8 protein-coding genes are annotated in these 12,765 nt (G+C 47.5%); 5 read left to right on the forward strand and 3 right to left on the reverse strand.

From position 1 onward, the window contains the following. A partial coding sequence (locus QUA38_RS22395) for a fatty acyl-AMP ligase (protein WP_333165706.1) occupies positions 1 to 1,199 on the reverse strand: 1,199 nt, incomplete at its 3' end. A gap of 803 nt (positions 1,200 to 2,002) precedes the next feature. Between QUA38_RS22395 and QUA38_RS22400 the strand changes: the two genes are divergently transcribed. The 5 genes from QUA38_RS22400 to QUA38_RS22420 all read left to right on the forward strand — a co-directional run bounded on the left by QUA38_RS22400 (position 2,003) and on the right by QUA38_RS22420 (position 9,460). Continuing rightward, on the forward strand, positions 2,003 to 4,813 hold the full coding sequence (locus QUA38_RS22400; protein WP_333165708.1) for a TonB-dependent receptor domain-containing protein: 2,811 nt from the start codon (positions 2,003 to 2,005) through the stop codon (positions 4,811 to 4,813). A gap of 272 nt (positions 4,814 to 5,085) precedes the next feature. Beyond that, complete coding sequence (locus tag QUA38_RS22405; protein WP_333165710.1) at positions 5,086 to 6,267, forward strand: PepSY-associated TM helix domain-containing protein; 1,182 nt, start codon at positions 5,086 to 5,088, stop codon at positions 6,265 to 6,267. 90 nt (positions 6,268 to 6,357) lie between these two features. Beyond that, a complete protein-coding gene (locus QUA38_RS22410; protein ID WP_333165713.1) occupies positions 6,358 to 7,620 on the forward strand; it encodes an MFS transporter in 1,263 nt (420 codons plus the stop codon). A 177-nt stretch (positions 7,621 to 7,797) separates the two neighbouring features. Then, positions 7,798 to 8,448 (forward strand): acyl carrier protein, encoded by a 651-nt coding sequence (locus QUA38_RS22415; protein ID WP_333165715.1) that lies wholly within the window; start codon positions 7,798 to 7,800, stop codon positions 8,446 to 8,448. Positions 8,449 to 8,950: 502 nt separating this feature from the next. Further along, positions 8,951 to 9,460: a transposase gene (locus QUA38_RS22420; RefSeq protein ID WP_333165717.1), complete on the forward strand. Its 510-nt coding sequence runs from the start codon at positions 8,951 to 8,953 to the stop codon at positions 9,458 to 9,460. A gap of 15 nt (positions 9,461 to 9,475) precedes the next feature. Here QUA38_RS22420 and QUA38_RS22425 read toward each other — a convergent pair whose 3' ends face one another. After that, positions 9,476 to 11,515 carry an acylase gene (locus QUA38_RS22425; protein ID WP_333165719.1) on the reverse strand — a complete coding sequence of 680 codons (2,040 nt, stop codon included), beginning with the start codon at positions 11,513 to 11,515 and terminating at the stop codon, positions 9,476 to 9,478. Between the two features lie 420 nt (positions 11,516 to 11,935). Beyond that, positions 11,936 to 12,765: hypothetical protein (locus QUA38_RS22430; RefSeq protein WP_333165721.1), on the reverse strand; the 830-nt coding region annotated here is incomplete at its 5' end.

Here is a 12,765-nt window from a genome sequence, read left to right on the forward strand (position 1 = left end):
GTCAGAGATTCGGGATTGACGATCGCAACTTTAGTGCCAAATTCAGGGAAACCGCAGCCGACTAAAGTTCTCGCGCCCCCCTCGCCTTCCACAACTTCTACAATGTGATTATTTTCCAGCGCCCCAGCGTCAACAGGTAAGAAAGTCGGTGTTGTCCCGCTGCGAACCGTGGCAATTTTTAGCGTGGTTTCTGCCATTCCGTAAGCAGGACAAAAGGCATCGGCCTGAAAACCCCAGGGCTCAAAAGCTTGGGTAAATCGCTCTAGGGTTTCTTTGTGAATGGGTTCTGCGCCGTTATATGCCACGCGCCAACTACTCAAGTCGAGCATTTTTTCGCCATCGCCCAAGATTTTGCTTATTTTGCTAGCGCACAAGTCGTAAGCAAAATTTGGCCCGCCGCTGTGGGTAGCTTTGTAGCGCGAAATCGCTTCCAACCAGCACATCGGGTTCTGAATAAACGCCGCTGGCGGCATGAAGTAAGAGGGAATTCCCAGATACAAAGGTTTGAGCAATCCGTCAATTAACCCCATGTCGTGAAACGGGGGAAGCCACGTTACCGCAACGCTCTCGGAATCGTGGTCAAAGCCTCGGTGAATGTATTCGATGTTGTACAAAACGTTTGCGTGGCTCACCATTACGCCTTTGGGGGTGGAGGTTGAGCCCGAAGTGTACTGAAGATAAGCCACGGAGTCGGGATGGATGGGTGGCTGCTGCCACTTTTCGCCGTCATCGGAAAGCTCCTCTGCACTCAGCCAACGCATCGCTTTGAGTTCCGGCGCTTGCTCGCATAGCTGCTCTAAATTTTCCAGGTGTCGCGCGGGAGCGATCGCAACTGTTGCTCCTGCGTCTTTGGCGATCGCACTAATTTTCGCTAAATTCCGTTTCAGCTTCGGCGGATAGAGGGGAACCGCGATCACTTTGGCGTACAAACATCCAAAAAAGGCGGCGATATAATCCAATCCTGGCGGGAAAAGCAGTAAGGCTCGTTCGCCTGTTACCCCCAATGTCTGAAGTCGCACGGCGTGCGATCGGGCGATCGCATCTAACTCTCGATAAGTCAAACTGGCGGTTTCAGTTTTTCCGTCTAACAGAAATGTATATTTCTGCTCTGGTTGGTGCAGTGCTCTGTTTTGTAGGAGTTCTACTAAATTGGTACAACTTTCGGTGAGTTGGTTTCCCTTAATGCTTGCGTCACTCATCGATTCTTTTTACCTATAAATCTTGTTTGCAGTACGCCAACCAGTTCCGCCAAATTCTTTCCACATAGACTTTCTGTGAACAGTTGTCGGGCGTTACGAGTCTCCCATCAGCGCCTTTTAGTCTTCAATCCGGGTATTAGCGCTTCTTTTCAGGTTTTCTTGTCGATCGCGCTGTTCGGCAGGCTCCAGTGCGATTTTGGGTCCAAGCCAGCTTCGATATCAGCTTCAGGGGCTTTACGGCTATCGACTTTAAGCATAGTAGGCTAGATGAGATTTATTGTCAAGAGTCTTTTAACAAATTTGTTGACTCCTATAGTTTCGTATATGATAATCTTTTCTAACTCTTGCCATAGCATTTCAGGCGATCGTTGTCTAGCCCTGACAAGCAACCATAATATGCAAGTGGTATCTAACTAGAGAAAGGGGTCAGACCCCCTATATTAAAATGCAATAAGTTTTCATTAGCTCACTCTTGACAGATGCAAGTGCTCTGTTATCTAATTAAGGCACTTTCTCATTAAGCGCCCAGCGACTACTTCCTTTAACTGAAGAATGTGCCAACCGTGGTCGATCGTTCAGAGCGCCACCGGAATCAGGCCTTCGCCCTCACGCGCCTCCTGTATTCCCAGACAAATGCCACTAGCGACGGGAGAATCGGATCGAACTGCGCCCGACAACTGGGCCGGATCTTCCGCAGGTCAGTTTCAAGGGGCACACAAGAGCAGTAACGCTGCCACAAATCATGTTGTGCAAGCAACGCAAACCACATATCCGAAGTTCCATTAATTGTTTATTCAAGAGTAATGAAGAGATCACAGAAATTACTAAGTAGCCTTGGGCTGGCAGGAGTCGTGTCGGCGTTAGTCGCTCAGCCGGCGTGCGCTTCCAACATCGCGCAGGTGACGGGCGTTCGCCTCAACCCCACGTCAGAAGGCATTGAAATCATCCTAGACACTGAAGATGGAAGACCCCTGCAAGTCTTCAGCGCCAGCTTTGGCGAAACTTTACAAGCTGATGTCATCACCGCTCAACTGCGATTACCGGGGGGCAATGAGTTTCGTCAAGACAAGCCGGCGGCGGGAATTGCTTCTGTCACCGTTACTCCTTTAGATAACAACAGCATCCGGATCAAAGTCATTGGCGAGACGGGCCAACCAGTGGCACGGGTGATTCCGGGTGCTGCGGGTCTGATTCTCAGCTTAAAACCCACCTCGGAGATGACTGCTCGCCCGCCGGCATCGGCTCCTACAACCCAGCGGCCGGGTACACCCGCAGCACCCTTGCCATCGACAGGGCAGCAGGTAGAGATACCAGGAGAACCCTTGCCACCGACAGCGCAGCCACCTGGGACGCCCGGAGAACCATTGCCGCCGACAGCGCAGCCGCCAGGAACGCCCGGAGAACCATTGCCACCGACAGCGCAGCCACCTGGGACGCCCGGAGAACCATTGCCGCCGACAGCGCAGCCACCTGAGACGCCCGGAGAACCATTGCCGCCGACAGCACAGCCACCTGGGACACCACAGGCGGGGAGAGACCCGATTGAAATCGTCGTCACTGCAACACGAACCTCAGAAAGAGTGACGAACGTGCCGCGCTCTATAACGGTGGTAGACTCACAAGAAATTCAGCAGCAGGCAGGGCCATCGAGAAATATCGGGGAAGCTCTGGCAAATGAGGTTCCCGGTTTTGCGCCCCCGACTCAAAGTACGGCAACTTATGGACAAACTTTGCGTGGTCGCGATGTTTCCGTTCTGATTGACGGCGTGCCACAAACGACTAATCTTCAATCTTTTGGCAGAGATTTTAGAAACATCGATCCCAGCGCTATCCAACGTATTGAAGTAGTGCGGGGGTCTACTGCAATCTACGGCGCTCAGGCTACAGGTGGCGTGATTAATATTATTACTCGCCGGCCAACTGAGGAAAGGCTAACTGCTATTACTGAAGTGGGCGTCAATAGCTCTTTAACAAACACAGAAGACGCTCTAGGCTTTAACGCTCAGCAAACGATTTCTGGTCGATCGGGCAATTTCGATCTGACCGGCACTGTCTCGCTCTCTAGAAGTGGATCTTTTTACGATGCCAAAGGCGATCGCATTCCCTATTTTGAACTCGGCGGAGATAGCAGCACCCTCTTCAACGTGATGGGCAAAGTCGGGGTAGATTTGACCAGCGAACAGCGGCTGCAACTAACTGTCAATCACTATCGGGAAACCCAAGAGCCCAATGTGATCGGAGACTCTAGCGTTGACGACCAGGAAGGACGGCAAAAAGCCCGCGCCATCCGAACCGGAGAGTTGGATATCGACGGGGAAACACCGGGAAATAAAAGTACACAGCTCAACCTAAGTTACACCAACCAAAACCTTTTTGGCAGCAGCCTTCAAAGTCAAATCTACTATCGAACGAATTCCAATTCAGGCGTTCCTTTAGATTACCGCCCATTCGAGTTCTATGGTCCGTTTGTCGGCGTTACTCGTTCGCGAGCCGAGAGCGAACAGATAGGAGGTAGACTGGCGATTACCACCCCTTTGTCCCGTGCCGAAAATCTTCGATTAACTTGGGGCTCTGACTATGTTACTGAAGATAGCAAACAGCGTTTCGACTTGTACGACCCGCAGAGATTTGACGAAAGTGGTCGTCGGGTTTACCGGAAAATTTCCGAGCGTCCTTTCGTTCCTCCTTACACTTACAACAGCCTTGGCCTTTTCGGTCAATTGGAATGGAATATTGACGATATCGTCATTCTAAGTGGCGGGATACGTCACGAACGCATCGGGTTAGAAGTCAATGATTATACCACTTTTAACGATCGCCAGATCCAAGGAGGCGATCGCAAATTTAACGCCACCCTATTTAATACAGGGGCTGTCTATAAAATTAATGACAACTTCAACGTATTTGGCAACTTTGCTCAAGGTTTCTCAGTTCCCGATTTCGGCCGCATCCTCCGCGAACCCCCCGAAAATTTTGTCGGAATTGAATCTTCGTTAGAAGTAACTCAACCGCAAAAAGTCAACAGCTACGAAATAGGCATTCGAGGAGCATGGGAAGCCGTGCAAATGTCGCTTTCCGCTTTTTACAATACCTCCGATCTAGGAGTGAATTTTCAACCAGTTGGCAACACCGGTCGCCTCGAACTAATCCGCGCCCCAGAACGCATTTACGGTTTAGAAGGGACTGTGGATTGGCAACCTGCACGAGCATGGTCCCTCGGCGGGACTGCTACTTATATTCAAGGCGAATATGACGAAGATGGCAAGTCCATCGCCCTTGATAGCGTCCGAATTCCACCGCTCAAGCTAACAGCTTATCTCGAAAACGAAACTTTGCAGGGATGGAATAATCGGTTACAGTTATTATATTCTGGAAATCGCGATCGGGCCTTCAAAGATGGCTCGGATGGTGGCCCAATTAGCAGTTATATCACAGTGGATTACGTCAGCACAATTCAACTGGGAAAAGGGTTGCTACAAGTCAAAGTCGAGAATTTATTGAATAATCAATATTTTCCCGTGGTTTCTCAATACTTAGCTGGATTTGGCTCGGATAGCTCTAATTATCCAGGCAGAGGTTTGACTCTCAGTGTTAATTACCGCCTTAACTGGTAATTATTTATCGGCTGGGGATTTCATGCTGATGAGAAAGTTGGGACTTGCGAGGAAAGGGCTAGCCGCCTAACTGTCGGTATCAGGTGTTTTTCTGGTAATGATAACAAGGGTGGCTCTCCCTCTGAAAAACCTTTGTTGCTAGTTACAAATCTACCCCCAAGCTTCGGGGTAACTCTAAAAGCCTTCCGCAAATTTGGGAACACTACTCTAAAACCCCCCCAAATCTGCGGGGTTGGGGGCGTCTAATTATAACTAGCAACTTGGGTTAGATAATGAGAACAGTTAACGGCTTTGAGAAAAATTTCGAGATGAATTTCCGCAAACTCGCATTCAAACTGCACTTGTATTTGGGGCTGGTGGTAGGAATATTTCTAGCAGCAATTGCTTTAACCGGCTGCTTGCTGGTTTTCGGTCCCGAAACCGAGCGGTTCTTCAATCCCCAACTCCTGCAAGTTATTCCTCAAGCCGAACGGATACCGCTGGAAAATATCCTGCAAATTGTCGAAAAAGCTTATCCGCAAAATCAAGCTCTTAGTATCTTGCTGCCCCGAGAAGCGAAGGAAGTTTGCAAAGTTTGGATGCTGTCAAAGAGTGAGCAAATAGTTAGCGTTTATGTCAATCCTTACAGCGGCGATATTACGGGTGCGCGCATTGGGAAAGAAACTTTTACAGGTTTTATTTTGACGCTACACGCGGAATTAGCTGGAGGAGAATTCGGTCATTTTGTTGTAGGTATTTGCGGTCTAGTAATGCTAGGACTAACTTTTACTGGCTTGGTATTGTGGACGGGTTGGCGCAATTTGGTTCGCGGATTTTCTATTAATTGGAAAGCTCACTGGCAGCGAACTGTATTTGATTTACATAACGTTTCTGGCATTGTATCGGTCGCTTTCCTCATACTAATCTCTGCTACAGGGACCGCGATAATTTTTTACGCGCCAGTTGAATCGACTTTGTATTGGCTAACAAATGAAAAGCCACAGCCAGCATTGACTTCTCATCCCCAATCTAGCAGTTCGAGGCAAAATCTTGACGAAATATTACAGCAAGCTAATACCGTTTGGACAGAAGCTAAAACCACTTTTATTTCTCTGCCTTTGACACCTGAAGAAACTTTTAAGGTACGGAAAAAATTTCCCAATGACCCGCACCCAAACGGGATTAGCACCATTTATCTCGACCAATACAGTGGCGAGATATTGCAGGCTGACAGTGTAAATTCAGCTTCTGTAGCAAACCGAATTCTCAACTCGCTTTATCTCCTACATATTGGCAGCTATGGCGGAATTTACTTGCGGCTGGCCCACGCGATCGCAGGATTAGCAGCGTTTGTACTGTTTGTTACGGGTGTACTGATGTGGCGACAGCGGCATTTGGCGAAATTTTACCGTAAGGAGGCGAGACAGCAATATGAAGAATTATCTCCCCTTAGCCAGCAATGGCCTTGGTTTTAATGAGAGCGACGTGCGGTTTGATGCGGGTGTCATTCTCCTGCCTAAAAACCCCGATCCTCTGAATTTTAAATCCTATCGATCGCCTATTTAATGCAAAAATTTATTCAACTATGGCTGGGACAAACGGCTTCGATGATTGGCAGCGCTATGTCCGCGTTTGCGCTGACTATTTGGATTTGGGAGTCCACCAGTCAAGCCACAGCTTTGGCTTTGTTGATGTTTTTTACTCAATTGCCGCGCATCTTTCTCGCTCCGGTTGCTGGCATTCTCGTCGATCGCTGTAATCGAAAATTTTTGATGGGAATCGGCGATGCGGTTTCAGCTCTGTTAACAGTCACTATCCTCTTACTTTATATCAGCCAAAACCTGCAAATATGGCATATATATGTAGCGGCTGCGATTAACGGAATTTTTGACCAAATTCAGCAGTTAGCTTACTCAGCAGCCATCGCCACAATGATGCCAGAAAATCATTACAGCCGCGCTAGCAGTTTAAGTTTTTTGGCAAGTTACGGTGCGAGTATTATCGCTCCGACGCTGGCGGGGATTCTCTATTCTGCGATTGGGTTGAGCGGGATTTTTACAATCGACCTGGCAACTTTTACAATCGCGATCGCCACCCTAGTATCTGTTAAAATACCCCAGCCCGCGATCGCCTCCAATCCCCAGCCGACTCGCTTTCACCTATTGCAAGAACTCAGCTTCGGATTCCGCTACATCATCGAGCGTCCCAGCCTGCTTGCCTTGCTGGTGTCCGTTTCGCTATTCTGGTTTGCTCACGACATCGGCGCGGCCCTCTACTCACCGATGATACTGGCACGCACCGGCAACAATGCCAGAATCCTCGGTACTATCCTTTCAGCCGCCGGCGCCGGCGGCGTTTTAGGAGCATCGATCGTCAGTATTTGGGGCGGTCCCAAACGCCGAATCCGGGGCTTTCTGCTCGGCATGGCAGGCGCGGGCTTGAGTAAAATAGTCTTTGCTTTCGGTCAGGCGCTTTCCATCTGGATTCCCGCTCAATTTTGTTCGTCTTTCAATTTCCCCATCCTCGGCAGTTCCAACGAGGCGATCTGGTTGGCGAAAGTCGCACCCGAGGTACAGGGGCGCGTTTTTGCTACCAGAGCAGTTATCGTGCAATTGGCATCAGCGATCGGTTTATTGATCGCAGGACCACTTGCCGATCGCGTCTTTGAACCCGCCATGCAACCGGGAGGTTTTTTAGCAGCTATTTTTGGCGGAATTCTGGGGACAGGTGCCGGTGCTGGCATGGCCTTGTTATACGCTATCTCCGCCCTGGGCTTATTGCTCGTAGCAGTCGGTGCGTATGCTTGCCGGCTGCGGCGCGATGCCTAAAGGGAAAACGGAGAGAGGGTAAAAGGAGAGAGGTCTTTTAACTTCTTCGTTCTGCCTTGTGCCTTGTGCCTTGTGCCTTCTGCTATAGAACTCATTTGAGATCTATTGCTGTTAAAGTCTTAAGGGTGTAGCAGCGGCTGACACACTGACACGGGACAAGTCAAGATAAGGAAGTTTATGATGTTTGACTCAGATACATCAATTGAAAAAATATTTGAACGCATACGCCCGATTCTTCTGGAACGGTGTAGAACAAGTGAACCCGATAAAATTACTATAGCTTCTCGCCTTATCGAAAATTTAGGCATAGATTCTTTGGACTGGGTTCAAATCTCCTATGAGATTGAAGATGAATTTAAGCTTGCAGAGTTAGATGACTCCTTGGGCAATAATTTAGATAAATTTATAACTGTAGCACAACTTGTTTTGGAAATAAAAAAGCTTTTAGAAGAGTGTCCTTATTGCCATCAGACTGTCAGTATCGAGCAAGCTATTCAGGTTAATGATTATTATGAAGAAAGATTAGTTTATGTTCATCAAGAATGCGAAACACCTACGAGGCAGTTAGAAAGGGAAATGCTTCAACAGGACAGAAAACGTAAAAACAGAGAACAAGAGGAAAAATTTCGGATTGAAGAGGCAAAAAGAATGTACCAGATACAAAAGCAAAAACAGCGTATACGAAAGCAGAAAGTTCAAACTGCATTTAAAATAGTTTTAGGTGGAATGACTGTTTATGCAATTTTACTTTATACGTTAGGTTTTAATTTTTTTATTTTAATTTTTATTCTAATACTATTGTTCTTGACCGGGGTAATTTTTATATAGATAACTACCCTCTTCAAAATGTAGCGATCGCCTCCAGACCAAAAACGCGATGCGTCGCGCTTTTGCACCTTACATTGAAGTTTTATCCTTTATTTTGATCAATTGTTTCAATCCTTCTATCAATTCCAATTTACTCGTCTCTCTATAGCCTTTGAGTTTGTACCTTGATGCCAGATATTTGAGTTGTTCGATATTCAAGACGTTAAGGGCGGTGTAATCTCGGGTATCTGTTGTATCCGGTGTTTTCTTAACCGTTTTTATCTTATTTTGTGATAGCAGCCTATTCGTTATATTAACATAGTGCGTTTCATGTTTGGCGGATTTTGCGACAGTGCGGCAGGTCAGGTGTCGGCAAGTTAGGAGAGGGCGATCGCACTCCGGTTTATTGATATGTTTGGTTAAGAATACAAGTGATGCGGTTGATAGGAATAAGTATGTGTTTGTACCGCTTTCTTCAGGTCAGCAATCATCATTGACTCCCAAGCTGTGAAAAATACCTGCAATGCGAGTGTGGACTCGAAGGGATGAAAGTTTCTACAAAGCAACCCATGAGATTAAAAAACATCTAGCCGTTGATACGCTTGGGTTTCCCTTCTTCACTCACGGAACTAAGGCTAATGTTTCAGATGATTCAGGATTGATTGAGATGCTGACGCTCAACATCGATTATTTTACGTCAAAACCCGTTAATATTCCCAAGATTACCATCCTGCTAGACCACGGTTATCATATTGACTATTTGATTGAAGCGTTGGAAAAGGTTTATCCTCAGATCATGACGAAAATCAGGTTTGAGCTTTCGACAAAGCCCTCGAAACAAGAGAAGGCAGCGCAAGAAAAATCGGGATTTGTGCCAGCGGTGGCTCGATGGGTGATAGAACGATCCAATGCTTCGATGGAGCGTTGTAAAAGTCTAGTAAAGAATTTTGAGCGAACTCTATCTCATGCAACAACTAAGATTAACCTCTGCTTTGTCAGGCTAATGCTGAAGCGGCTTGCAGCCGCTTCCTGAGATCTCAAATGGGTTCTATAGTTTTTGGCGCGAACTCAGGTGAGCTTCAATTTCCGATCGCGATCGCCATACAGGGCGCAATTCCTTGCGAGCAAATAGCTGCAACTGATCGCCTGCGTGGGGCGAACCAGGTTGAGTGGCGTTGCCGTAACTGTTTAGCGCCATCGCTTTCACCGGATTCGAGAACTCAATCGCAGCGACAAAAGAATCGCCCGCAACCGCTTGAAAGCGATCGTCTTTCCCTGGAGCAAACCATACTGAGCGAAATACACCCAAAGCAGCGTCAGCTCCATTTGCCGGCAGATTCGCCACCCCAGGCAATCGGAAGACTTCGCCCCATGCCACATCTAACGCGCCATAAGTTACCTCAACTTTGGTTGCTGTCGCTTCCAGCACCCGCATCGCCTCCGCAGGATTTGCCAACCCGTTTGGCGTCGTTAGCGGCGCATCTTCGCTCCAAGGTTTAGCGAATAACCGATCGGCATCCATCGCTTGTTTCCAAAAGGCAAACAGCACCGCACCGCGACTGTCAGCATCGACTTTGCGATCCCAAGTGGCGAGAACTTCCGCAGCGCGGCGCGCTTTTTCACTGCCTTGCCGTGCGATGGGAATTAAATCATCGAGGAGGCGATCGGCGAGTTCTACCTGAGTGGAATGTTTGTATTGCATCAATTCATCGAATGAGATTTTTGCATCTTCTAAGAGCATTTTTGCCGATCGCTGCGATCGCAAGTCCATCGGGCCGCGCGGTGCCATGTAGGCGGGATATTTATCCGGTGCGATCGCGCTGGGAAACGTCGTCGTCCAAGGCGGATCGTTGGTATTTTGCAACCAACCGCTGGGCGGATCGACAACGCGCGGCAAATCCGCATAGGGATGATTTTTGCTCCACAAAGTCTCTGACGTATTGCCTGGGATCGTGCCTGACCAGTATTTAAAATCTCCCTTTTTGCGTATGGGGACTTGACCGTTAAACAAGTGCATGATATGCCCCTGACGATCGGCATACATGACGGTAAACATGGGAATTTCCAAGCGCTTTAAAGCGGCTTCAAATTCAGAAAAATTCTTCGATCGTGCCATATCCCACCACTGCTGAAGGGCTGCTGGTTTATCGAGTCCGACAACGCGCAGGGCGATCGCCTTCCCCTGTTTTTCTGTGAGAATCGGCCCGTGAACAGAACGCCGCACTACTAGAGATTCCGATCGCAAATTCCCATTCTTTTCTTTGACTTTTAAAACCTTCTCTTCCCTGTCAAAATTTCGGATTTTGCCATCAAAGCGATAGCCATCGTTAGCGAGGGGCAATTCATAGGCATCCCAGCCATCGTGAGTGTTGACAGTATGAGTCCATCCCAAGTTGTCATTAAAGGCGATCGTTAATACAGGAAATCCGACGAGAGTCGCTCCGTAAGCGTTAATTTCTGGACCAATCAGCTGCGCTTCGTACCATAAATATAAATCCGACCAAGGAAGGTGAGGATTTGCCAATAGCATGGCATTGCCGCTTTCAGAATGCGAAGGAGCGATCGCCCAACCATTAGAGCCTTTGGGGGTGTCATTTTCAGCGATATCTTCAAGGCGCTCTGGATCGACTACAAAAGTAAAATTGATGACACGTTGCGCGTGTGCCAATACATCTACAGGTTTGAGGGGCAATGCTACCTTTAATTCTTCGGTGAGCGCCTCTGGGTGTTCTTTTGCATAGGCATTCATTCCGCCAACAAAAGCATCGAGATAGTTGCGAAAAATGGGATTTTGTGATTCATACCACGCATTGGCGCGATTAGGAATTCCCATAGTTTGCACCCAGCGATCGGATTCGAGATAATCTTCGCCCCAAAATTCTGCAGCTTGCCCGCGAGCTTGCCCGTAAAGACGCAAAATCAGATTACCGTGACTTTGCATCTGCGCCCACCCAAAAGCGTAGAAAAGGCTTTTACTATTTTCTCCGTAAATATGTGGAATTCCATAGGTATCCCAAAGAATTTGAGTGCCGGTTTGAGGCGAGGATTGAACCCCATTATTTAGAAGCAAAACTAAAATAAAACTCATTAATAAGGAAACAATCCGCCGGCCTTGTTTTTTTAGTTGTAGAAACACTAGAAATTAATGCGCTAGGGTGGGTCAAACAGAAAAATTGTAGCCTTTTCAACAAGCTGCATGAACAAAACGCCGAGGATTTAAACTTCTTTTATGGAGAACAAGGAAAAAATTTATACCAAATCCGTTGCCCCAAAACGTAATCTATCTACGTCTATCTGCGTCGATATGCAGTTAAAAAAAATAAATCTTCTTCGAGCAATCCAGAAAATCCTAAAAAAGACCCTGTGTGAATCGGATGTGAAATTAAAAGCCCTCCGCTACGCTCACCAACTTGAAAAGCGCTATAAAACGTCGGTTTGCCGACTGTAAAGCGCCTTATGTTATTGGTGAGGAGGGGGGTCAACAAGGAGGGAGAGATAGATTATAAGGTTATTTTTTAAGCTGCCCCTGTTGCCAAGTTCCCTCTACTTTCGTTCCATCTGCATATAGATAAGAACCTTGCCCGTGTTTCTGGCCGTTAAGGAATTCACCTTGATAGCGATCGCCATTGGCGTAAATGCAAGTACCTTTGCCGTTGAACTGACCATCGCTAAATTCGCCTTCGCAGCGATCGCCATTCTTAAAAATGTAAACTCCTTTCCCGCTCATCTTACCCTTGACAAAAGTGCCTTTATAGCTATCTCCATTGGCGAACTCACGGACACCTTCACCACTAAATTCTCCATTGTCAAACGGCCCTTGATAACGTCCCCCTTCTTTAAAAGTAAACAACCCCTGACCTTGAGTGTTGCCCTTTACAAACTCTCCTTCATAGCGGTTGCCGTTCGGATATTCGCGAACCCCTTTACCGTGAAACTGCCCTTCACTAAATTGCCCCTCATAACGACCTCCTTCAGCAAAGGTATAAATTCCCGGCCCGTTAGGCACATTATTCAGCAACTCTCCTTCGTAGCGGTTCTTATTAGCATATTGACAGACGCCTTTGCCGTTAATTTTTCCTTCTTTAATATCTCCTTCGCATCGAGTGCCATTACTGAAGGTAAAAGCCCCGCGACCGCTGGGAGAACCATTGGTAAAAGAGCCTTCGTAACGAATGCCGTTAGTTGAGGTAAAAGTTCCTGTACCGTCGAACTCACCGTTTTTAAAACTTCCTTCGTAGCGGTTGCCGTTAGCAAATTCGCGGACACCTTGACCGTTGAATTCACCATCGGCAAATTCTCCTTGGTATCGACCTTCTTCTTTAAAGGTATAGATGCCTT

The sequence above is a fragment of the Microcoleus sp. Pol12B4 genome (genome assembly GCF_036701385.1).
In the GTDB taxonomy this organism is placed as follows: Bacteria; Cyanobacteriota; Cyanobacteriia; order Cyanobacteriales; family Microcoleaceae; genus Microcoleus.

Excerpts from the sequence above, each read along its gene's own strand:
- QUA38_RS22400 (WP_333165708.1), top strand. The coding sequence starts at position 2,003 with ATGAAGAGATCACAGAAATTACTAAGTAGCCTTGGGCTGGCAGGAGTC.
- QUA38_RS22405 (WP_333165710.1), top strand. The coding sequence starts at position 5,086 with ATGAGAACAGTTAACGGCTTTGAGAAAAATTTCGAGATGAATTTCCGC.
- QUA38_RS22410 (WP_333165713.1), top strand. The coding sequence starts at position 6,358 with ATGCAAAAATTTATTCAACTATGGCTGGGACAAACGGCTTCGATGATT.
- QUA38_RS22415 (WP_333165715.1), top strand. The coding sequence starts at position 7,798 with ATGATGTTTGACTCAGATACATCAATTGAAAAAATATTTGAACGCATA.
- QUA38_RS22420 (WP_333165717.1), top strand. The coding sequence starts at position 8,951 with ATGCGAGTGTGGACTCGAAGGGATGAAAGTTTCTACAAAGCAACCCAT.
- QUA38_RS22425 (WP_333165719.1), bottom strand. The coding sequence starts at position 11,515 with ATGAGTTTTATTTTAGTTTTGCTTCTAAATAATGGGGTTCAATCCTCG.